Annotated in this window: 22 protein-coding genes; 15 read left to right on the forward strand and 7 right to left on the reverse strand. The window is 51.2% G+C overall.

The annotated features are described in order from the left end of the window. The first annotated feature begins 39 nt into the window (after positions 1–39). Positions 40–420, forward strand: coding sequence for a BlaI/MecI/CopY family transcriptional regulator (locus tag IDAT_RS04275; protein ID WP_034730996.1), 381 nt, complete (start codon positions 40–42; stop codon positions 418–420). After that, complete coding sequence (locus IDAT_RS04280; protein WP_034730997.1) at positions 413–1,549, forward strand: M56 family metallopeptidase; 1,137 nt, start codon at positions 413–415, stop codon at positions 1,547–1,549. Before IDAT_RS04275 ends, IDAT_RS04280 begins: the two co-directional genes overlap by 8 nt. Here IDAT_RS04280 and gorA read toward each other — a convergent pair whose 3' ends face one another. Further along, on the reverse strand, positions 1,550–2,905 hold the full coding sequence (gene gorA / locus IDAT_RS04285) for a glutathione-disulfide reductase (protein WP_034730999.1): 1,356 nt from the start codon (positions 2,903–2,905) through the stop codon (positions 1,550–1,552). It lies immediately after the preceding gene. 127 nt (positions 2,906–3,032) lie between these two features. Here gorA and IDAT_RS04290 point away from each other — a divergent pair, with 127 nt between their 5' ends. Continuing rightward, the gene (locus tag IDAT_RS04290) at positions 3,033–3,743 is read left to right on the forward strand and encodes a M48 family metallopeptidase (RefSeq protein ID WP_034731000.1); all 711 of its coding nucleotides are present in this window, start codon (positions 3,033–3,035) and stop codon (positions 3,741–3,743) included. Position 3,744: 1 nt separating this feature from the next. Here the strand turns inward: IDAT_RS04290 and IDAT_RS04295 are convergent, their stop codons facing one another. After that, positions 3,745–6,048 (reverse strand): S9 family peptidase, encoded by a 2,304-nt coding sequence (locus tag IDAT_RS04295; RefSeq protein WP_034731002.1) that lies wholly within the window; start codon positions 6,046–6,048, stop codon positions 3,745–3,747. A gap of 104 nt (positions 6,049–6,152) precedes the next feature. Here IDAT_RS04295 and prlC point away from each other — a divergent pair, with 104 nt between their 5' ends. After that, positions 6,153–8,216 carry an oligopeptidase A gene (gene prlC / locus IDAT_RS04300; RefSeq protein ID WP_034731004.1) on the forward strand — a complete coding sequence of 688 codons (2,064 nt, stop codon included), beginning with the start codon at positions 6,153–6,155 and terminating at the stop codon, positions 8,214–8,216. On the opposite strand, the gene IDAT_RS04305 is transcribed toward prlC, so the two are convergent. Together IDAT_RS04305 and IDAT_RS04310 are read right to left on the reverse strand one after the other, a co-directional pair. Next, positions 8,213–8,410, reverse strand: a complete 198-nt coding sequence (locus tag IDAT_RS04305) for a DUF2970 domain-containing protein (RefSeq protein WP_034731006.1) — start codon at positions 8,408–8,410, stop codon at positions 8,213–8,215. The two genes, prlC and IDAT_RS04305, sit on opposite strands and share 4 nt — an antisense overlap. Positions 8,411–8,427: 17 nt before the next feature. Beyond that, positions 8,428–8,775, reverse strand: coding sequence for a hypothetical protein (locus IDAT_RS04310; RefSeq protein WP_034731007.1), 348 nt, complete (start codon positions 8,773–8,775; stop codon positions 8,428–8,430). A 157-nt stretch (positions 8,776–8,932) separates the two neighbouring features. Here IDAT_RS04310 and rpe point away from each other — a divergent pair, with 157 nt between their 5' ends. From rpe to IDAT_RS04350, 8 genes are all read left to right on the forward strand, one after another. Then, positions 8,933–9,604 carry a ribulose-phosphate 3-epimerase gene (gene rpe / locus IDAT_RS04315; protein ID WP_156099478.1) on the forward strand — a complete coding sequence of 224 codons (672 nt, stop codon included), beginning with the start codon at positions 8,933–8,935 and terminating at the stop codon, positions 9,602–9,604. Positions 9,605–9,636: 32 nt separating this feature from the next. Beyond that, entirely contained in the window at positions 9,637–10,641 is a 1,005-nt protein-coding gene (trpS, locus tag IDAT_RS04320; RefSeq protein ID WP_034731012.1) for a tryptophan--tRNA ligase, read from the forward strand. A gap of 25 nt (positions 10,642–10,666) precedes the next feature. Beyond that, the gene (locus tag IDAT_RS04325; protein WP_034731015.1) at positions 10,667–11,266 is read left to right on the forward strand and encodes an anthranilate synthase component II; all 600 of its coding nucleotides are present in this window, start codon (positions 10,667–10,669) and stop codon (positions 11,264–11,266) included. 127 nt (positions 11,267–11,393) lie between these two features. Further along, positions 11,394–12,596, forward strand: coding sequence for an aspartate aminotransferase family protein (locus IDAT_RS04330; protein ID WP_156099479.1), 1,203 nt, complete (start codon positions 11,394–11,396; stop codon positions 12,594–12,596). Between the two features lie 15 nt (positions 12,597–12,611). Then, entirely contained in the window at positions 12,612–13,628 is a 1,017-nt protein-coding gene (astA, locus tag IDAT_RS04335; RefSeq protein ID WP_034731021.1) for an arginine N-succinyltransferase, read from the forward strand. Positions 13,629–13,659: 31 nt separating this feature from the next. Continuing rightward, positions 13,660–15,138: a succinylglutamate-semialdehyde dehydrogenase gene (gene astD, locus IDAT_RS04340; protein ID WP_034731024.1), complete on the forward strand. Its 1,479-nt coding sequence runs from the start codon at positions 13,660–13,662 to the stop codon at positions 15,136–15,138. Between the two features lie 30 nt (positions 15,139–15,168). After that, entirely contained in the window at positions 15,169–15,573 is a 405-nt protein-coding gene (locus IDAT_RS04345) for an OsmC family protein (RefSeq protein ID WP_034731151.1), read from the forward strand. Beyond that, entirely contained in the window at positions 15,574–16,434 is an 861-nt protein-coding gene (locus IDAT_RS04350; RefSeq protein WP_034731028.1) for a 23S rRNA (adenine(2030)-N(6))-methyltransferase RlmJ, read from the forward strand. Here IDAT_RS04350 and IDAT_RS04355 read toward each other — a convergent pair. Continuing rightward, entirely contained in the window at positions 16,431–17,324 is an 894-nt protein-coding gene (locus tag IDAT_RS04355; RefSeq protein ID WP_034731030.1) for a phosphoribulokinase, read from the reverse strand. The genes IDAT_RS04350 and IDAT_RS04355 overlap by 4 nt on opposite strands. Positions 17,325–17,401: 77 nt before the next feature. Beyond that, positions 17,402–17,635, reverse strand: a complete 234-nt coding sequence (locus IDAT_RS04360; RefSeq protein ID WP_034731031.1) for a SlyX family protein — start codon at positions 17,633–17,635, stop codon at positions 17,402–17,404. A gap of 87 nt (positions 17,636–17,722) precedes the next feature. Between IDAT_RS04360 and fkpA the strand changes: the two genes are divergently transcribed. Beyond that, positions 17,723–18,514, forward strand: a complete 792-nt coding sequence (gene fkpA, locus IDAT_RS04365) for an FKBP-type peptidyl-prolyl cis-trans isomerase (protein WP_034731034.1) — start codon at positions 17,723–17,725, stop codon at positions 18,512–18,514. 47 nt (positions 18,515–18,561) lie between these two features. Here fkpA and IDAT_RS04370 read toward each other — a convergent pair whose 3' ends face one another. Next, entirely contained in the window at positions 18,562–19,032 is a 471-nt protein-coding gene (locus IDAT_RS04370) for an Rsd/AlgQ family anti-sigma factor (RefSeq protein ID WP_034731037.1), read from the reverse strand. 86 nt (positions 19,033–19,118) lie between these two features. Between IDAT_RS04370 and nudC the strand changes: the two genes are divergently transcribed. Both nudC and hemE read left to right on the forward strand, forming a co-directional pair. Beyond that, positions 19,119–19,940, forward strand: a complete 822-nt coding sequence (gene nudC / locus IDAT_RS04375; protein WP_034731040.1) for an NAD(+) diphosphatase — start codon at positions 19,119–19,121, stop codon at positions 19,938–19,940. A gap of 54 nt (positions 19,941–19,994) precedes the next feature. Beyond that, a complete protein-coding gene (gene hemE, locus IDAT_RS04380; protein ID WP_034731042.1) occupies positions 19,995–21,059 on the forward strand; it encodes a uroporphyrinogen decarboxylase in 1,065 nt (354 codons plus the stop codon). The last annotated feature ends 46 nt before the right edge of the window (positions 21,060–21,105 follow it).

A 21,105-nucleotide genomic window follows, 5' to 3' on the forward strand; every position in this document is an offset into this window, starting at 1 on the left:
GTAATCTTTTTGATTACAAACGTAATCGAAAGGTGTCTTATGATTGAAATTAGCAATGCCGAATTGGCTGTCATGAAAGTGCTGTGGCATGAAGCTCCGCTTCCTGCCGCTGACATTGTCACGCGTTTGCAACAGACGCAGGATTGGCAAGCCAAAACTATCAAAACGCTGCTCAATCGTCTGGTGCAAAAAGGAGCCTTAAGTTTCGAGCAACAGGGCCGCGCCTACCTCTACCAACCCACTATTGCCGAATCTGATTATCAATTGCATGCCGGACAAAGCTTTGTTCAGCGTTTGTTCGCGGGCAAGGTCACGCCCTTAGTCGCGACCTTCGCCGCCGCTGAGCAGCTGAGTAAAGATGATATTGCTGAACTCAAGGCTTTGGTGGCGCAACTGGAGCAGGAGCAAAACGATGTTTGAATGGCTACTTAACGGGACTATTGTCATTGCTGTAATAGGTACGCTGCGACTCGTTAGCCATCGTTGGCTGTTGCAACAACTGGGTGCAGTCACGCTCTACAGTTTGTGGTTAGTGCTACCCATGTCGCTCATGCTGCTGGTTCTTGCAAACTTCTGGCCGCAACAACAGGTCAACAGCGCTGCTTGGCTGTGGGTCGTTGAAGCACAGCAGCAAGTACAGCAAATGGCGATGCAAAATCACAGTAGTTGGCTGGTCGTAAGTTGGCTTGTGGGCGTGACATTAGCATTGGCCTGGTTGGTGTCTCGCTGGCCTCTGTTGCAGCCAAAATGGCAGCTAGGACGCTTGCGGGTGGTGCGTACGCCGCGAGGCGAGAGCCCAGCAATGACAGGGATTCTGCGGCCGACGCTGTTGCTACCACGTGACTTTGCGCAACGTTTCAGTGCACAGCAACGTCATCTTATTCTCATGCACGAGCAGCAGCATTGGTTGCGCGCAGATACTAGCGCCAACTTACTTGCTTACTTTGTTTGTGCAGTCTTTTGGTTTCATCCAGTAGCTTGGTTGTGTTACCGCAGATTCCGCCGTGATCAAGAACTCGCTTGTGATGCCCAGGTGTTAGCTGATGCAGCACCTAGACAGCGGGCAAGTTATGCGCAGGCGTTATTACAGGTAGCGGCTACGACTCAACTGGGGCCGCAGTACAACCCCAATCTTTATCGCTATGGAGCATACAACACTATGAAAGAACGGATACAACTATTGAAACAACCACAACGCTTGCGTTATTTGCCTATGGTTTGCGCGACTTTGGTGAGTTTGGCCGTCGTCGGTGCATGGCAAGCGCCAGTAATAGCCGCAAACAGTCAGCAAAGTGAAGCTACGCCGATTGTTCGGATCAATCCTAGCTACCCAACAACTGCTGCAGAGCAAGGCATCGAAGGGCAAGTCACACTGAGCTTTAGTATCACCACTGATGGTAAAGTCAGCGATGTCGAAGTTGTGGAATCGCAGCCTCAAGGCGTGTTTGATGAGGCTGCGGTAGCAGCTTTGCAGAAATGGCGTTACCACCCAGAGCATGCTGGCGCAGGGCATAAGGTTGCCCTGGCCTTTCAGCTTGCGAGTGAGTAATTAACGTAAGGTAACGAATTCTTCGGCGCTAGTGGGGTGCAATGCCACAGTAGCGTCGAAGTCTGCTTTAGTTGCGCCCATTTTCATCGCTACCGCAAAACCTTGAAGGATCTCGTCCATGCCTTCACCGATACCATGCATCCCGACCACTTTTTCTTCGTCGCCAACACACACCAGTTTAAAGGTGCTTAAAGCCCGATGTGGCGTGACTGCATTGTACATGGCCGCGAATTTCGAGCGATAGACTTTGACATTGCCATCACCATATTTAGCAACCGCTTCGACTTCTGTCAGACCGACCGTGCCAATCGGCGGATGGCTAAAGACGATGGTGGGGATTTGGCTGTAATCCATATGTGCGTCTGGCAGTTCTGGGTTAAACAGGCGTTCGGCGAGTAGTCGTCCAGCTTTGATCGCTACCGGCGTTAATTGCGCTTCGCCAGTGATATCACCCACCGCATAAATACCTTTCACATTGGTGTTTTGGTACTTATCGGTGCGAATAAAACCAACCGGGTCAGCTTCGACACCAGCTGCTTCCAGATTGATTTTATCTGTTGCAGGTTCACGACCAATGGCCCAGACCAAGCAATCAACACCTTCAATCACGTCGCCGCCTTCGGTGTGCACCGTCAGTAAGCCATCGTCATTCTTAACCACTTTGGCAACACTCGCGTGCGTGTGTAGGGTCGGACCGTCTTGCGCTAAGCGTTCGAGTAGGGCATTGGTAATGTCCTCATCGAAATACCGCAACGGACGGTCGCGACGCACCAATAAATGCGCGTCAGTACCCAATGCATGGAGCACGCCGGCAATTTCCACAGCAATATAGCCGGCGCCGACCACCACTGCTTTGTTGGGGCGCTCTTCTAATGCGAAGAAACCATCAGAATCAATCCCGTACTCAGCACCTTCGCACGTCGGGATAATCGGCCGAGCGCCCACAGCAATGGTGATATGGTCTGCGGTAATGTGTTCACCATTCACTTCAACCGTGTTTTTATCCACGAACCGAGCAAACCCCTCGATGTAGTCCACACCGTTGCTCTCGAAACCACGTTGATAACCGCCGTGAATACGCTCAATATAGGCTTCGCGATTGTCCACCAGCGTTTTCCAACTGAAACCGGTTTGCTCAAGCTTAAAACCGTAGGCTTCGCTGTATTTCAAAGCTTCGGCGATGTGCGCGCCATACCACATGACTTTTTTCGGAACACAGCCGACATTGACACAGGTACCACCGACAGCCTTGGCTTCAATCACTGCCGCCTTAGCGCCGCGAATGGCTGCACGATTGGCGGAGGCAATGCCACCACTGCCAGCACCAATCGCTAAATAATCGTAATGTCGAGTCATGCGTTGTACTCCTGTTACATGCTAATCTGTGAAAAACGTAATTTTTAAAAAGTAGGCGGGCTGTATGATTACCTAAAACCACACAGTCTGCAATGCAACCAAGGTCTCAGGCGAGCTGAAATAACCGATGACGGCTATCTATCCAATCTATCGTAGTAAGCGCAGACGGACGCTTGCGATCAAAATTCGTGACGGGCAAGTTGAAATTAGGGCGCCTTGGCATTTGTCAGAGCGCCGCATTCAGGCCTTTGTTGCGGCTAAACACGATTGGATCAACAAGCATTTGTCGCGTCAACAGCAGCAACTTGCCGACTTTAGGGTGCGTCGTTGGCAGTCCGGTGAGCGTTTGCGTTGGCTTGGCGAGCCACTCACTTTGGTGGTGCAAACCCATACCCGCAAAAGCTGTCGGCGTGTGGCTAATAGTTTGCAAGTCACGGTGACGCCGCGTGCTAATCCACAAAAAGAACCGCGCGGCATGATTCGTCAATGGTATCAGCACCACGCGCAGGCTTGGTTGGATGCTTTTTTTGTCAATGAGTGGCCACACGACCATGTGTTACGCCCACAGAGCTGGGGTGTCGGGCACTTCTCGAGCAAGTGGGGGCATTGCACCCGCAAGGGCGAATTAAAGTTTTCGTGGAAGCTGTGGTTGGCGCCAGAGTGGGTGGTGCGGAATGTGGTGATTCATGAGTTGTGTCACTTGCAAGAATTCAACCATAGCGCGCGCTTTTGGCAACTTGTCGCACAGCATTCTGAAGATTATCAAGCAGCGGAAAAGTGGCTTCGTCAGCACGGCATGACCGTGCTGAACGAAACCTATCTCGATTATCGTGACTGAATTACTGCGGTTGCGCGCCAAGTGGCAAGTGTTCGCGTAAAAAGTCAGTCATCATGGTACGCAGGTGCAAAGTGGTTCCTTCACCTTCGTTGATACCGTGCGTCCGGTTCGGGTAAGCAAAGAACTCGAACTGTTTACCATGCTTAACCAACTCGTTGACCAAGCGCTCTGAGCCTTGGAAATGCACGTTATCGTCGCCAGTACCGTGCACCAACAGCAAATCACCTTGCAGGTTCGCAGCGTGGGTAATCGCTGAAGTCTCGCGGTAACTTTCCGCTGCTTCCGGCAGTAAACCTGAATAACGCTCTTGGTAAATAGTGTCATACAAGGTTAAGTCAGGCACTGGCGCCAAAGCGATACCAACGTCATAAGCGTCCGGATAGCGGAACAAGGCGTTCAACGTTTGCGAACCGCCACCACTGTGACCCCAAATGGCAACACGATCTGCATCAATAAATGACCAGCGCTCGAGCATGGCTTGCAGCGCATCGTATTGATCACGAACGGTCACTACACCCAGATTCTTGTATATCGAGCGGCGCCAGTCGTATCCGCGTGGCGAGCGGGTACCGCGGTTATCGATGGAAGCGACAATATAGCCCTGCTGGGTAAGGTAGGTATGCCATAAGAAGCGCTCACCGCCCCAACTATTGCTGACGGTTTGGCCCCAAGGTTCACCGTAAACGTAGAACACAATCGGGTATTCTTTGTTCGGGTCAAAGTTGGCCGGTTTCATCAAGAAGCCGTCAAGCGCTAAGCCGTCGCGCGCGCTAACTTGAAAGAATTCAAACTCACCTTTGGCCAAGTCGTCAATACGAGCTTGCACTTCAGCATTGTCTTGAATCATGCGGATGCGTTGGTGGTCAGGCAAGCTAATCATGTCGATTTGCGGCACTTGCTGAGCACTCGAGTAGGTGTGTACCGCATATTGAGCATCAGCCGAAAGCTGATAGCCATGGGTGCCCGCTTGCGCGGGAGTTAAGCGCTCAAGCTTGCCACTACCGTCAAGGCTAGCGCGCAATAAATAACGCTCTAGCGGTGTATCTGGCGAAGCAATAAAATACACCCAGCCTTGCTCCTCGTTGATTTGCAGCACTTCTACTACATCCCACTTGCCGCGGGTAATTGCGGTGGCGCGGCCACTGTCGCGATCGATACGATACAGATGGCGGAAGCCACTGCGTTCACTTAACCAGGTAAAGGCATCACCATTGTCGATAAACTGCACGTCGTCGACATATTCGGCCCAGCTTTCGGTGGTTTCACGCACGACCTCCGCTACTTCGCCATTGTCCGCGTTAGCCAAGAAGGCGCGATTCACCGCTTGCGAACGGGTCAGTTGTTGAATGAAGAGTTGCTCAGAATTACCGGCCCATTGCATGCGCACCAAATAGTGCTGGCGCGGATCGCCGGGGACTTTCATCCAGGTGGTCTCCCCACCGTCCGCAGGCATTACGCCGATACGCATCGCGGCATTGGTTTCACCAACTTTTGGGTAGGGGAAGGTTTTCAGGGTTGGATACAAGGTATCGGTATTATTGATCATGGTGAAGATCGGCGTGCCTTCGGTATCGAGCTGCCAATACGCGATACTCTCACCATCAGGGCTCCAGCGAAACCCATCACGCAGGAAGAATTCTTCTTCGTTCACCCAATCAAAAGTACCGTTGACGATGGTGTCATCGCCGTCCGTCGTCAGTTGAGTGATCTTACCGTCGCTGAGGCGCTCAACATAAATATTGTTCTGCATCACGTATGCAACGCGCGTACCGGCAGGGTCGAACTTGGCGAATTGTAAAGTCGAAGGCTCAGCAAAGGTGCCAAGTTGACTTAAGCGCCGCGTAGTTAAATCGAACACCCAATAATCGCCCAAGGTGTGGGTACGCCACGAGCGTTTGGTGTTAGTGAAGATCAGTAGCTTACTGGCATCTTCCGACCAATGGTAATCAGCAACCGCCAAAGGTTCATCCCAGCCCCGTGGCATCAGTTCTTGAGCCGAAACGAGAACCGTGCGTTGCTGGGTTTCTGGATGATAACGCACCAAGTCACGTCCCGCGCCCTCAGCCGCTTCTAACGTGGTGTAGCCGCTGCCATCAGCGAGCCAACGCGTGGGGGGTACACCGCGCGGCGAATAATCCCGTGTGCTGTACATTTGTTCTAGGGTAAGCGCGGTACCAGCAAGTGGCGCCGCGGTGGTTTCCGCTACCCGAGTGGTGGTCGGTGTTGTGGTACAACCCGCTAGGACTAATGCTGCGCTGGCGAACGCAAGGTTGCGCAAGAACTGCGATTTTGAGTTTGAAAACATCGGTGTTTCCTTTGTTATTTTTAGCGATGACCTTGAAAAAAGCAGTGTCGGCCAAACATCTTCTGTAAAGTAGTTACACAGCGCATTATTCAAGAGGACGTCGCATGAGTCAAAACCCTTTGTTAAGCGAGTACCATTTACCGCCATTTGCTGACATCAAACCCGAGCACATTGTGCCGGCCATCGAGCAGCGCATTGCCGACTGCAAAACCACGATTGAGCAGGTGATCAAGACGGGCGAATTCACTTGGCAAGGGTTGGTGGCACCACTCGAAGAGGTTGACGACTTGCTAGAACGCAGTTGGTCACCGGTGTCACACCTCAATTCGGTAATCAGTTCCGACAGCTTGCGCGAGGCACATGATGCCTGTCTTCCGCTCTTAAGCGAGTACGGCACTTTTGTGGGGCAGCACGAAGGGCTATTTAAAGCATTTAAAGTCTTACATGAAAGTGCTGAGTTTAACGATTTGAGCGAAGCCCAGCAGAAAGTAGTGACCGATACCCTGCGTGATTTTGAGTTATCGGGCATTGCATTGCCAGATGCACAGAAGCAGCGCTACGCCGAAATCCAAACGCGTCTGTCAGAACTCGCCTCGACCTTCAGCAATCATTTACTGGATGCTACCGATAGCTGGCACTATTTAGTAACAGACGAAGCGCAGTTGGCGGGTTTGCCTGAGAGTGCAATCGAGGCAGCCGCCGCAGCGGCGGTTGAAAATGATCAACAGGGTTGGCGCTTCGGTTTATCGATTCCAAGTTATTTGCCGGTTATGACTTATGCCGATAACGCTGAGCTGCGTAAGACGCTGTATCAAGCGTTTACCACGCGTGCATCGGAGCAAGGACCACAAGCAGGTCAGTTTGATAACTCGGCGGTGATGGCGGAAACTTTAGCGTTGCGTCACGAATTGGCGTTGTTGTTAGGCTTTCCTAACTATGCTGAGTTGAGCCTCGCCACTAAAATGGCTGAATCAGCTGAGCAAGTCGAAAGTTTCCTCGAAGACTTAGCACGTCGCTCTTTGCCGCAAGCTCATGCCGACTTTGCTGAAGTACTCGAGTTTGCTAAACAAGAATACGGTGTTGGCGAGCTTGAAGCCTGGGATATCGCTTATTTCAGCGAAAAACTCAAGCAACAGAAGTACGCCATTTCCGATGAAGAATTGCGTCCATACTTCCCGGAGCAGCAAGTTCTTAAGGGCTTATTTAGTGTGGTCGAACAGCTGTTTGGCATGCGTGTCGATGAGCAGCCAACGCCATCAAGCTACCATGAAAATGTGCGCTATTTTGTTATCCGCGATAGCAATGACGACGTGCGTGGCAGCTTTTTCTTAGATTTGTATGCGCGTAATGGCAAGCGTGGCGGTGCGTGGATGGCGGAGTGTGCAGTACGGCGTATCACCAGCAAACAAAGCCTACAGTTGCCAGTTGCCTATCTAACCTGCAATTTTAACAAGCCCGTGGGTGATAAACCGGCGCTGTTTACCCATGACGAAGTGCTGACGTTATTCCATGAATTCGGTCATGGCTTGCATCATATGCTAACCAAAGTCGATGTTGCTGGGGTATCGGGCATTAATGGTGTGGCATGGGATGCCGTTGAGTTGCCGTCGCAGTTTCTCGAGAACTGGTGTTGGGAACCACAAGCCTTAGCGCTTATCTCAGGGCACTATCAAACCGGTGAACCCTTACCGGAAAACATGCTCAACAATATGCTCGCAGCGCGTAATTTCCAGTCCGCCATGCAAATGGTGCGGCAGCTTGAGTTTAGCTTGTTCGATTTACGCATTCATCGTGATTACGATCCAGCGCAAGGCGATCAAATTCAAGCCATTCTCGATCAGGTTCGTGAGCAAGTCGCAGTGCGCAAGCCGCCAAGCTATAACCGTTTCCAGCATAGTTTCGGGCATATTTTTGCCGGTGGTTACGCGGCTGGCTATTACAGTTACAAGTGGGCAGAAGTGTTATCAGCTGATGCCTACAGCCGCTTTGAAGAAGAAGGCATCTTTAATCGTTCGGTCGGCCAAGATTTTCTAGAAGCGATTCTGGAGCGCGGTGGTTCGCGTGAAGCGATGGATTTATTTAAAGCGTTTCGTGGTCGTGAGCCGCAAGTGGATGCGCTGTTGCGCCACTCTGGTATCACTTCACAAGAACAGGCGGGTGCTGTTTAAGGCAGCACCCAATTGACGATCAGCAGTAAGCTGACGACAAATAACACGATAAAGACAATACCCACGGCAATGTAGACCAGCGGACGCCCTTTCGCGAAGTCGCGTTGCCGATTCTCTTCGGTTTGCACACCAAAAAGCGCAGCTAGGACGCTGATAATCACACTAAAGAAATTAGGTTTGCTATCGCTGGTCATCAACCGACCCGTTGCGATTAAAGGCTGACTTTACGGTTGCTACCGTAGTCTTGAGTCGGTTGCTCTTTGCCACCAAAGAGCAACTCGAAAAGATCAAGGAAATGAAACTGAGTTGAACGGCTCCCACCAAACAACCAATTACTCCAAGAGAGCTCTTGCTCTGCCGCGCGTTGCACTGCACATTGCTGAGCTGCTGAAGGTTTTTCAGTATTTTCTAACATTTTCACGCAGTCGGCTTCGTTTGCCGCAATCACCGATTGTCCATCGGTGTTGATAAGCGCAACAGAAAGCAATAAACCAGCGGCAATAAAGCCGGAGACAGCTTTCTTGTGCGGGGTCAACTTGTGCTTAGTCTGTGCATTCATAGTGAGTCGCTCGACGGCTTGCGTAAATTACGTACAATTTAGCAGGTTTTAGCATATGTTGCCAAGCTGTTAAGCGGATTTTTTTGACTGCCAAGCGCTAACCCATTCTGCTACACTAATGCCACTTTTTTAGCCGATGCGTATTGAGGACATTTTTGTGGCAGATTATTTGATCGCTCCCTCCATTCTTTCAGCCGACTTTGCCCGATTAGGCGAAGAGGTTGAGAAGGTGCTCGCAGCTGGCGCTGATGTGGTGCATTTCGATGTTATGGACAATCATTTTGTGCCGAACTTGACCATTGGTCCAATGGTCTGTAAAGCGCTACGTGACTATGGCATTAAAGCGCCAATTGATGTGCATTTGATGGTCAACCCAGTCGAGCGGATGATCGATGAATTCGCCAACGCCGGCGCGTCGATCATTACCTTTCATCCTGAAGCAGCGACGCATATTGATCGGTGCTTGCAGCAGATTCGCGACCATGGTTGCCAAGCTGGTTTGGTATTTAATCCAGCAACGCCGTTGCATTACCTCGATTACGTGATGGACAAAGTGGATGTCATTTTATTGATGTCAGTGAATCCGGGGTTTGGTGGCCAGCAATTTATTCCGGCGACCCTAGATAAACTGCGTGAAGCCCGAGCGCGCATCGATGCCAGTGGCCTGCCGATTCGCTTGGAAATTGACGGTGGCGTAAAAACTGACAACATCGCTGAAATTGCAGCTGCTGGCGCAGATATGTTCGTCGCTGGTTCAGCCATTTTTAATCAACCCGATTACGCAAAAGTCATCGCCGATATGCGTGCGCAATTGGCAAGCGTGAATTAATTTTTGGATACGCAGTAAGAAGCGGAAGCAACATGAGCAAACCTATTGTATTAAGCGGCTGTCAGCCGTCTGGGCAACTTTCTATTGGCAATTACATTGGCGCATTACGGCAGTGGGTGAAGATGCAAAGCACGCACGACTGTCGCTTCATGCTGGTTGACTTGCACGCCATTACGGTGCGTCAGGACCCAGCCCAGCTGCGCAGCGCAACCCTTGATGGTTTAGCGCTCTACATGGCCTGTGGCCTAGACCCTGAACAAAGCGTGATTTTTGTGCAGTCCCATGTGGGCGAGCACGCACAGCTGGCGTGGATCCTCAACTGCTATACGCAGATGGGTGAGCTCAATCGCATGACCCAGTTTAAAGATAAGTCAGATCGCCACGCCAATAACGTCAATGCTGGATTGTTCACTTATCCAGCGTTGATGGCGGCCGATATTTTGCTGTATCAAGCCAACGAGGTGCCGGTTGGTAATGACCAAAAACAGCATTTGGAGTTGGCTCGTGACGTAGCAACCCGCTTTAACAATATTTACGGCGATGTATTTACCATTCCAGACCCGTTTATTCCGGAAGTCGGCGCACGCATTATGAGCCTGCAAGATCCACTGAAGAAAATGTCGAAATCGGACGATAATCCGAACAACTACATTGGCCTGCTGGAAGACCCAAAGAAAATCAGCAAAAAGCTTAAGCGCGCAGTGACAGATTCCGACGAGCAGGCACGCATTTATTTCGACACTGAAGAGAAGCCTGGCGTTTCGAATTTGCTATCGATTTTATCTGCGGCAACTGGCAAGCCGATTGCCGAGCTGGTACCAGCATACGAAGATAAAATGTATGGCCATTTGAAAACCGATACTGCTGACGCCGTGGTCGCGATGTTGGAACCGATTCAGCAACGCTATGCTGAGTACCGCAACAATATGGATTACTTAAACCAGGTGATGGCTAAAGGTGCGGACCAAGCGAGCGAATACGCTGCTCAGACCCTGCGCAAAGTCTATGACGTGATCGGCTTTGTAGCACGTCCGTAAAATCGTACCGCTGTGAGCGAATCCTATGCTATTGATGATTGATAACTACGATTCGTTCACGCACAACGTTGTGCGTTATTTTCGTGAACTCGATGCGACGGTCAAAGTGATCCGTAATGACGCGATGAGCTTGACGGAAATCGAACAATTGCCACTTTCAGGCATTGTGATTTCGCCTGGGCCCTGCACCCCCAATGAGGCTGGCATTAGCCTTGACGTGATTCGTCATTTTGCCGGTAAATTACCTATGCTCGGGGTATGCTTAGGCCATCAAGCGATAGGTCAGGTGTTTGGCGCCGAAGTGGTGCGCGCGCAGCGCGTCATGCATGGTAAAACCTCAACGCTTAGCCATCACAACACCGGCTTGATGCAGGGTTTACCGGCGTCGTTTCGGGTCGCACGTTACCACTCACTGGTGCTTGCTCCTGAATCCATGCCGGCATGCTTGCAAGTGGATGCGTGGGCGACAAACGATGACGGTGAGCGCGAAATTATGGCGATGCATCATCATGAATTGCCGCTTTGGGGAGTGCAATATCATCCCGAAGCTATCGAAACTGAGCATGGCCATGCGGTTTTCCAGAACTTTCTGCTGCATACTTATGCAGCCAAAGCGCAAGCTTAAGCCAAAACCCTGAACTCCTTGATTTTTCTTAGCTGCAGGCACGACAGCGGCGGTTTTTTCTGCAATAATATGACCACTTTAATTATCCGTAATTGAATCGACTTGAGAGGAATTTATGGCAGACCAAATGAAAGTGACCCGCGCCACCTTTGACGAAGTGATGGTGCCAAACTACAACCCAGCAAAAATGGTGCCAGTGAAAGGTGAAGGTTCACGCGTATGGGACCAAGAAGGTGTGGAGTACATCGACTTTGCTGGCGGTATTGCGGTGAACTGTTTGGGTCACTGCCACCCAGCTATGGTCAAAGCATTGACTGAGCAGGGCAACAAACTTTGGCATCTCAGTAACGTATTCACCAACGAACCCGCTATTCGGTTAGCGAAAAAGCTGACCGAAGCGACCTTTGCTGACCGCGTTTACTTTGCCAACTCAGGCGCGGAAGCCAACGAAGCAGCGCTGAAGCTTGCGCGCCGTTGGGCACTCGACAAGTTTGGTGCCGAGAAAAACGAAATTATCGCGTTCACCAAGGGCTTCCACGGCCGTACCTTCTTTACCGTAACCGTTGGTGGTCAGCCAGCCTACTCAGATGGCTTTGGACCAAAACCTGGTGCGGTCGAGCACGTCGATTACAACGATTTAGCAGCACTTGAAGCAAAAATGTCAGACAAAACCTGTGCGGTGATGATGGAACCACTGCAGGGTGAGGGTGGCGTTATCAGCCCTGACGCTGAGTTCGTTAAAGGCGTGCGTGAGTTGTGCGACAAATACAACGCATTGCTCGTGTTTGATGAAGTTCAAACTGGCTTTGGTCGTACGGGCAGCCTCTATGCGTACCAGCAAACTGGCGTAACCCCTGATATTTTGGCTTCGGCCAAATCACTCGGTGGTGGCTTCCCCATCGGTGCGATGCTGACCACGGCTGAAATTGCTGAGCACTTAAAGCCAGGCACCCATGGCAGTACCTACGGTGGTAACCCGTTAGCCTGTGCCGTTGCTGAAGCGGTATTTGATGTGGTGCATACCGAAGAAGTGTTGAACGGTGTGAAACATCGCGAAGAGCTGTTCAAGCGTAAACTGGCCGAAATCAACGAACGTTACAACGTGTTCAAAGACATTCGTGGCCAAGGTTGCTTACTCGGTGCTGAACTGACCGATGAATATGCTGGCAAAGCGCGTGATTTCCTTAATGCCGGTGCTGACGAAGGCGTTATGGTCTTGGTTGCCGGCCCGAACGTGATCCGTTTCACACCATCGTTGATTATTCCAGAAGCGGACATCAACGAAGGTTTGGCACGTTTTGAAAAGGCGATCGCGAAGCTCGTCGGCTAAGCCCACGGAGTCCCTATGTTAGTGGTACGTCCGATCACGCCGCAGGATTATGCGGCGCTTTATACTTGCGCAGTCGAATCTGGCTACGGGTTCACCTCGTTGCCAGTCGACGAGGCCTTGCTGCGTCGTCGCATTGCCCGTGCGCAAGAAGCTTTCGCTCGTGAACACGTTAGTGAGCCCGGCGAAGAAGGCTATTTGTTCGTTATGGAAGATACCGCCACCGGCGAAGTGGTGGGTTGCAGTGGTATTGAAGCCGCAGTCGGTTTAACCGAAGCCTTTTATCATTATCGCCTTGGCAAAGTGGTGCATCATTCGAAGAGCCTCGACGTGTATAACGCGCTCGAGACTTTGACCCTGTGCAATGACTACACTGGCGTGAGTGAGTTGTGTACGCTGTTTTTGCGCGAACCCTTCCGCAAAAACCAAAATGGCCGTGTGTTATCACGTTTTCGTATGCTGTTTATGGCTGAATTCCGTGACCGGTTTAGCCAATTTGCAATTGCTGAAATGCGTGGAGTTTCAGACGAGAATGGCGACTCGCCCTTTTGGCATTGGCTCGAGAAGTACTTTTTCAACATGGATTTCAACCAAGCCGACTACCTTACCGGGATCGGTGAAAAAGCCTTTGTTGCCGAGTTGATGCCGCAGTTTCCGCTTTACGTGAAAATGCTCGACCCCGAAGCACAAGCAGTGATTGGGAAGGTCCACGAGAACACCCGGCCAGCGCTGCGTATGCTTGAAAACGAAGGCTTTCGCTTTCGCGGCTACGTCGATATTTTCGACGCTGGACCAACCGTCGAAGTGGAAGTTGCGAACATAAAAAGTGTTCGTGAAAGTCAGCGTTTACCCATTCGAATTGGTAAGCCAAATGACCAAGCTGCGCGCCATATCATCATGAATACGCGTGTCGCAGACTTCCGTGCTGGCCAAGCACCAGCCGAAGTCCATGCAGATTATCTTTTGATTAGCCCTGAAGCCGCTACCGCGCTGCGCCTAGAAGCAGGTGATGCAGCACGATTTGTAGCACTCTAGCTTGTTAGCTTGATAACCCAAGGAGCTTAGTATGTCAGAACAGAATTTATTTATCGGTGGCCAGTGGGTCGCTGGTGAAGGAGATAGTTTTAAGTCGATCGATCCAGCTCGTAACGAGGTGGTATGGGAAGGCCGCAGCGCCTCGCCACAACAAGTGGATGCTGCGGTGATGGCAGCACGTGAAGCCTTTGTTGCTTGGGCTGACAAAGAAGTCGATGAGCGCCTCGCTATTTGTAAGAAATTTGCCGAACTGTTAGAAGCGAATAAGCAAGAATTTGCTGAAATCATTGCCCAAGAAACTGGCAAACCGATTTGGGAAACCTTAACTGAAGTCGGCGCTATGGTTGGTAAAGTCGCGATTTCTGAGCGCGCCTACCACGAGCGCACTGGCACCGTTGAGAACCAAATGCCAGCGGGCAAAGCCTTTATTCGCCATAAACCACATGGCGTAGTTAGCGTTTATGGCCCGTATAACTTCCCGGGTCACTTGCCGAACGGTCACATCGTGCCGTCGCTGATTGCCGGTAACACCGTGGTGTTTAAACCGAGTGAAATGACGCCGAAGGTCGCAGAGTACACGGTTAAAATGTGGCAACAAGCTGGCTTGCCAGCAGGCGTGTTGAACTTGGTGCAGGGCTTGGTTGAAACAGGTAAGTCATTGTCTTCACATCCACAAATTGATGGTCTGTTCTTTACTGGCTCATCAGGCACAGGGCATGTCCTGCACAAGCAATTTGCCGGTCATCCAGACAAGATTCTAGCGCTCGAAATGGGCGGTAATAACCCGTTGATCGTGAAAGACGTTAAAGATGTCGATGCGGCGGTGCACGACATTGTGCAATCGGCGTTTATCACTACCGGTCAGCGCTGTACTTGCGCGCGTCGGTTATTCATCGAGCGTAGCGAAAACGGCGATGCGATTATGGCGCGCTTACTTGAAGTTGCAGCACAAATCGAAGTTGGTGACTACGCTGCCGATCCGCAGCCATTTATGGGCGCGATGATTTCGGCAAAAGCAGCGAGTCAAATGGTGCAAGCGCAGAATGACTTAGCGGATGCGGGTGCGAAAGTATTGTTGCGTATGCAGCAGAAGGACCACAACTTAGGTTTTGTGACGCCAGGTATTTTGGACGTCACTAACGTTGAAGAAATGCCGGACATTGAGCATTTCGGCCCGTTACTTAAAGTCTATCGCTACACTGACTTTGACGCCGCAATCAACGAAGCAAATAATACGTCTTTCGGATTATCCGCAGGCATGTTGTGCGATGATGAAGCAACGTATCGCTACTTCTTTAAGCGTATTCGGGCCGGTATCGTGAACTGGAACCGCCCAACCACTGGTGCGAGCAGTGCAGCACCCTTTGGTGGCATTGGCGCAAGCGGCAACCACCGTGCGAGCGCTTACTATGCGGCGGATTATTGCGCATACCCTGTAGCCTCAGTCGAAGCTGAGCATGCGGTGTTGCCAGAGAAGTTAGCACCGGGTTTACACTTTAATAAGAACTAAGCAAACGGAGAACAGCACATGGCAGCAGCAATGCAAGCGACTGTGGAATGGCAGCACGACTTAGTGTTCACCGCGACCAGCGGCACCGGTCATAGTGTGACCCTCGATGGCAATAAAACCGCAGGGGCATCACCCATGGAAATGGTACTCGCTGCTGCCGGTGCCTGTTCTTCGGTAGACGTGGTGAGCATTCTCGAAAAAGCGCGACAGCAGGTAACGGGGTGTCGTTGCGAAGTGAAGGGTGAGCGCGCTGACGCCGTGCCTGCGGTTTATACCAGCATCCATTTGCACTTCGTGGTTACCGGACATGACGTCGCCGAAAAGCATGTCGAACGCGCGGTGCAACTATCGGCGGAAAAATACTGCTCGGTTGCCAAAATGCTCGAAGCTGCAGTAACGATTACCCATAGCTTTGCGATTGAGCAGGCTGCGTAAGTGAACTACCGCCACAGTTACCATGCCGGCAATTTTGCCGACGTCGTCAAACACGCCATTCAATGGGCGTGTTTGTCGTATTTGCAGCAAAAAGAAAAGCCATTCTGGTTGCTTGATACCCATGCCGGACTCGGTATGTATGACTTGACCGGCGAGCAAGCGCAGAAGACTGGTGAGTGGCAGCAGGGGATCGCGAAGGTTTTAGCTGCAACAGAGTGTCCCACTGCTATCAGTGGTTATCTAGCTGCAGTGCGCCAGTTAAATACCGATCAAACACTCCGTTGGTACCCCGGTTCACCTTATTTGGCGGCATTGCAACTGCGCGCGCGCGACCAGTTGACGTTATGCGAGTTGCATCCGCAAGATGCCGAAGCATTACGCGCAAACGTCAAACAAGATTTTCCGGCACGTGGGCAAATTCACGTGCATGCAGGCGACGGCTATGCCGCACTCAAGGCACTGACCCCGCCGCCGATTAAGCGTGGCTTGGTACTGATTGATCCGCCATTTGAGCAAACCGATGAATTCGAACAGATTGAGCGCGCCTTGCATGACGGTCTAAAGCGCTGGGCTACCGGAACCTATGTGGTGTGGTATCCGATCAAAGACCCGTTAAAAATCGGTGAGTTTCACCAGCGTATCACCGATATGCCACAAGTAGACAAAGCCTACGCTATTGATTTTTTAGCAAAAGGCCCAACCGACACCACCCGTATGAATGGCTGCGGCATGCTCATGATTAATCCGCTGTACGGCGTATTGCACCAAGTGGCACCTATCATGAACTTCTTAACGCCGCTATTGGCGCAAGACCGCGGCGCAGAATGGCAAGGTCGCTGGCTGAAGAACAACGAAGCTTAGTTTTTCAGCCACGCCGGTTTGCCGCCATGTTGTTTGGCGAACATCATTTCTTCGATCAGCGGCGCTAGAATCAGCTCCATTGCGAACACCATCTTGCCGCCGGGTACCACCAGCGTGTTCATGCGCGACATGAACGAACCGTCAATCATTTGTAAATAGTACGGGAAGTTGACGTTGCGCATGCCACGAAAACGAATCACCACGAAACTTTCATCAAGCGATGGGATATCTTTGGCGCTAAACGGGTTCGAGGTATCGACCGTCGGCACCCGCTGGAAGTTAATATGGGTACGCGAAAATTGCGGCACGATGTAATGAATGTAGTCTTCCATGCTGCGCACAATACTTGCGGTAACCGCCTCACGACTATGGCCGCGTTCGGCGGTGTCGCGCAACAACTTCTGAATCCACTCCAAGTTGACAATCGGAACCATGCCAATCAGTAAATCGACATGCTTGGCCACATCGTGTTGAGCCGTCTGTACGCCGCCGTGAAGCCCCTCATAGACTAATAAATCAGTACCTTCATGAAGTTGTTCCCACGGTGTAAAGGTGCCGGGCATTTGATGGTAAGGAACAGCCTCATCAAAGCTGTGCAGGTAACGCCGCACCTCGCCTTGACCACTACTGCCGTATTCGCGAAACAGCGCCTCTAGGCGATCAAAGTCATTAGCATCGGCACCAAAATAACTGATGTGCTTACCTTGTTCTTGTGCTTTGCGTATCGCTACATCCATTTCAGGACGCGAATACCGATGAAAACTGTCACCCTCGACCCATGCGGCGGTAATGGTTTGCGCTCTTAGAATATGTCGCAAAGCCTGCCCGGTAGTGGTGGTACCGGCACCTGATGAACCAGTAACCGCAATGATTGGATGTTTGACCGACATACTGTCTCCCGTAAAGATTGAATGAATGTTATACGGGGTCAACCGGAGAGGGTCAAGTTTGCTCGATTTGAGCCACCTCAGTAATGAGGTGGGATTTCATTAGCAGGATCGGTATTTCCCTGTTCTCCCGGCTCTTGCATCTGTTCGAGCCGCTCACTAAGCTGTTGAACCTTGCGCGCTAACGCATGTAATTGGTCATTCTGTCGGGTGACCAATTGATTCAAGGTCTCGATGGTGTCGTCTTGAAATGCAATTCGACTCTCAAGTTCGGTTAATTGCGCAAGCATTGCGTTATCATGCGGTTCAGCCATAGGCAAAAGCCCCTATTTATGTGTAGTATAGAAATCGCAACGAATTAGACCCTGTTAACAGCAAGAATTCAATCTTGGAGTAACTGAATGAACTATTTAAAGAAGACTTTTGCGGTGAGCTTAGTCGCTCTCGCAATCGCAGGTTGTACCACTGAGAAGCAAGAACCGTATCCGGTGAGCGAACAAGCGCCAACTGAAGAACAGGCGAAAATGGCCTATGCGTTAGGTGCATCGGTAGGTACTTTTGTTGGTACCAACCTTGATGAGCAAGACAAAATGGAGTTCGTGCTTGATCGCCAACAAGTGATAGCCGGCTTTGTTGATTCGCTCAAAGCAGAATCTAAGCTGACCGAAGAAGAAACCGAGCAACTGCTGACCACCATGCAGCAACAATTCAACGAATTGAAAAGCTCAAAGTTAGGCGCTGCATCAGTGGCTGAAGGTGACGCTTACCGTGCCGAGAACGCGAATAAAGAAGGTGTGATGGTGACCGAATCTGGCTTGCAATACGAAATCCTGCAAGAAGGCGAAGAGGGTGGTAAACAACCAACAGCTGAAGATATCGTAGAAGTACATTACGAAGGCACCCTCGTTGACGGCACCGTATTCGATAGCTCGATTGAGCGTGGTCAGCCAGCAGTATTTCCACTCAATCGTGTGATTCCTGGTTGGACCGAGGGCGTGCAGTTGATGAGTGTCGGCGACAAGTTCCGCTTCGTTATTCCACCTGAACTTGCATACGGCGATCGCGAAGTAGGTGGCGGCGCGATTCCTCCAAAATCAACGCTCATTTTTGAAGTCGAACTCATCGACGTAAAAGAGCAACCAGCCGAAAACGCACAGCCTGAAGCAGCCGCAGAAATCGAAGCTGAAGGTTAATACGCGCATTTGACTGACGAAGGGCTGCCAAGTGCAGCCCTTTTTAATTACAGCAGCTGATGCTGCTCCAGCGTGTGTAGCAGGCGGTCCTCAAACTCCATGCGTAACTCAAGTGCTTCGCCGAGGCCGGAAAGGTGGCGATCGAAGTCATTCAAGTGAGCCTCATCGACGCTTTCGCCGTATTGATCATGAAACGCGAGTGCGACCTCGGTGGTTTCACTGATTAATGGAAAGAGTTCGTTGGCAAGTTCTTCGGTTTCTTTTGGCGCATGGCTCGAGTTGGCGATGATTTGATCGTAAATCTCGAAGTGGCCAGCGGATACGTAGTCGACCAAGAGACCACAAAACTGTCGGATGTCTTCGGTCGGTGGCAATGCCGAACTGTCGCTGTCATAAGGCGGTAAACCGGCGAGTTTAAAATACTCGATGAGCAAGCTTTGGCGTTCGTGTAGCCAGTTGTCAATGGCTTGGTGAGCACCGCCCCAACGTTGTTTGGCTTGTTCTTGTCGAGTTAACATTCGCGTCTCCTTTTTAGCGTAGAGACCATCTTCCGATGATGCTAAGCTATCGTCAATACTTTTTACTTTAATCATAAGTAGCTGTTATGACAAAACCTTATCAACGCCCGTCAGCAGACGAGCCCGCTTGGTGGTTTATTTGTGCTGGGGGCGATATTGTTCTCGATGCCGAAGGACTCCCGCCGCATGGCCGTTTGCAAGACCTGCCGCTACCAACGCTTGATGAGTATCAGGTGATTTGGCTCGGAGAAATGCGTGAGCGCAGTTGCTATTTGGTGCTGGCTGATTTCGGTGATGATGCCTTCGCTGCGGTAGGCGAATTTCAGTCGCTCCGCGCACTAGTAGCGCGTAACGATGACCATTTATTCAGTATGGCTGCGCGGGCTAAGCAAGTGACTGAATTCGTCAACACACACCGGTTTTGTGGTCGTTGTGGTGCCCGGATGCAAGCCGTCGATTGGGAATTGGCGATGCAATGCAATACCTGTCAACATCGCTGCTACCCGCGTATTTCGCCGTGTATTATCGTGGCGATTCGCAAGGACGATAAGATTCTATTGGCGCGTGGCAGTCGGCATCGACCGGGTCTGTTCTCAGTGCTGGCGGGCTTTGTCGAAGCCGGTGAGACCCTTGAGCAGACGCTCGAGCGTGAGGTAATGGAAGAGGCCGGTATTAAAGTAAAGAATATCCAATATGTCTGCAGCCAGCCATGGCCATTCCCAAATTCATTGATGATGGGCTTCACTGCGGAATGGGCAAGTGGCGATTTACATTTTGACCCGTTTGAATTGGAAGAAGGTGACTGGTTTAGTTTCGATACGTTGCCTGAAACGCCGATGGCGGGAACCATCGCCTATAAATTGATCGAGGCCACGAAACAGCAAATTACTACAGCATCAGATAGCTGAGACTGGTAAACTAGCGACCATCAAAAAATCGTTGAAAAAGGTAATGAGAGCCCTATGAGTACGTTGCAAAATGACTTGTATTTGCGCGCGTTGTTGCGCGAACCGACTGAGCGCACCCCCATTTGGATGATGCGCCAAGCGGGTCGTTATTTGCCTGAGTATCGCGAGGTGCGTAAGCATGCTGGTGATTTTATGGCGCTGTGCAAAAATCCCGAGCTCGCCTGCGAAGTGACTTTGCAACCGTTACGCCGTTTTCCGCTCGACGCGGCGATTTTATTTTCGGATATTTTGACGATTCCTGACGCCATGGGCTTGGGACTCTACTTTGAAGCCGGCGAAGGACCCAAGTTCGAGCGTCCAGTGCGCGATTTAGCAAGCATCCAGAAGCTCGGTGTGCCTGACCCAGAACAGGAGCTCGGTTATGTCATGGACGCGGTGCGTACGATTCGTCGTGAGTTACACGGCAAAGTACCGCTAATTGGTTTTTCGGGCAGTCCATGGACACTCGCAACTTATATGGTTGAAGGTGGTAGCACTAAGAACTTTAGTGTAGTGAAGAAGCTGATGTTCGCTGACCCACAAGCCATGCATTTATTGCTTGATAAACTGGCTGACTCCGTTGCGACCTATCTAAACGCGCAAATCGCAGCGGGTGCGCAAGCGGTGATGATTTTTGATACCTGGGGGGGAGTGTTGAGCCCGCGCGATTATCGCGAGTTCTCGTTAAACTACATGCAGAAAATTGTTTCACGGTTGACGCGGGAAGCTGACGGTCGCCGTGTTCCAGTGACGCTGTTTACCAAGGGCGGTGGTGCATGGTTAGCGGACATGGCGGCGACTGGAGCTGATGCTTTGGGCGTCGATTGGACCACTGACTTGGGCGTTGCACGCCAAAGGGTGCAAGATAAAGTCGCTTTGCAAGGCAATATGGACCCGAGCGTGTTGTACGCGCCGCCGGCACGTATTGAAGACGAAGTCGCCACGATTTTGGCTAGCTATGGGCAAGGTCACGGCCATGTATTTAACCTCGGTCACGGTATTCATCCTGAAGTCGATCCAGACCATGCCGGCGCCTTTATTGAGGCTGTACATAAGTTAAGTCCCGCCTACCACCGCTAGTTTTGCGGTAAACCTAAGCGAATCGGCGGTAAGTGGAGCTATCCAC

The organism is Pseudidiomarina atlantica, assembly GCF_000753735.1.
GTDB classification, from domain to species: Bacteria; Pseudomonadota; Gammaproteobacteria; order Enterobacterales; family Alteromonadaceae; genus Pseudidiomarina; species Pseudidiomarina atlantica.

Bases quoted from the DNA above. Each gene is read 5' to 3' on its own strand.
- hemE (WP_034731042.1), top strand. From the start codon at position 19,995: ATGAGTACGTTGCAAAATGACTTGTATTTGCGCGCGTTGTTGCGCGAA.
- IDAT_RS04295 (WP_034731002.1), bottom strand. From the start codon at position 6,048: ATGTTTTCAAACTCAAAATCGCAGTTCTTGCGCAACCTTGCGTTCGCC.
- IDAT_RS04325 (WP_034731015.1), top strand. From the start codon at position 10,667: ATGCTATTGATGATTGATAACTACGATTCGTTCACGCACAACGTTGTG.
- prlC (WP_034731004.1), top strand. From the start codon at position 6,153: ATGAGTCAAAACCCTTTGTTAAGCGAGTACCATTTACCGCCATTTGCT.
- IDAT_RS04345 (WP_034731151.1), top strand. From the start codon at position 15,169: ATGCAAGCGACTGTGGAATGGCAGCACGACTTAGTGTTCACCGCGACC.
- IDAT_RS04290 (WP_034731000.1), top strand. From the start codon at position 3,033: ATGACGGCTATCTATCCAATCTATCGTAGTAAGCGCAGACGGACGCTT.
- trpS (WP_034731012.1), top strand. From the start codon at position 9,637: ATGAGCAAACCTATTGTATTAAGCGGCTGTCAGCCGTCTGGGCAACTT.
- astA (WP_034731021.1), top strand. From the start codon at position 12,612: ATGTTAGTGGTACGTCCGATCACGCCGCAGGATTATGCGGCGCTTTAT.
- IDAT_RS04310 (WP_034731007.1), bottom strand. From the start codon at position 8,775: ATGAATGCACAGACTAAGCACAAGTTGACCCCGCACAAGAAAGCTGTC.
- IDAT_RS04275 (WP_034730996.1), top strand. From the start codon at position 40: ATGATTGAAATTAGCAATGCCGAATTGGCTGTCATGAAAGTGCTGTGG.
- IDAT_RS04305 (WP_034731006.1), bottom strand. From the start codon at position 8,410: ATGACCAGCGATAGCAAACCTAATTTCTTTAGTGTGATTATCAGCGTC.
- fkpA (WP_034731034.1), top strand. From the start codon at position 17,723: ATGAACTATTTAAAGAAGACTTTTGCGGTGAGCTTAGTCGCTCTCGCA.
- IDAT_RS04355 (WP_034731030.1), bottom strand. From the start codon at position 17,324: ATGTCGGTCAAACATCCAATCATTGCGGTTACTGGTTCATCAGGTGCC.
- IDAT_RS04330 (WP_156099479.1), top strand. From the start codon at position 11,394: ATGAAAGTGACCCGCGCCACCTTTGACGAAGTGATGGTGCCAAACTAC.
- IDAT_RS04280 (WP_034730997.1), top strand. From the start codon at position 413: ATGTTTGAATGGCTACTTAACGGGACTATTGTCATTGCTGTAATAGGT.
- IDAT_RS04360 (WP_034731031.1), bottom strand. From the start codon at position 17,635: ATGGCTGAACCGCATGATAACGCAATGCTTGCGCAATTAACCGAACTT.
- IDAT_RS04370 (WP_034731037.1), bottom strand. From the start codon at position 19,032: ATGTTAACTCGACAAGAACAAGCCAAACAACGTTGGGGCGGTGCTCAC.
- gorA (WP_034730999.1), bottom strand. From the start codon at position 2,905: ATGACTCGACATTACGATTATTTAGCGATTGGTGCTGGCAGTGGTGGC.
- nudC (WP_034731040.1), top strand. From the start codon at position 19,119: ATGACAAAACCTTATCAACGCCCGTCAGCAGACGAGCCCGCTTGGTGG.
- astD (WP_034731024.1), top strand. From the start codon at position 13,660: ATGTCAGAACAGAATTTATTTATCGGTGGCCAGTGGGTCGCTGGTGAA.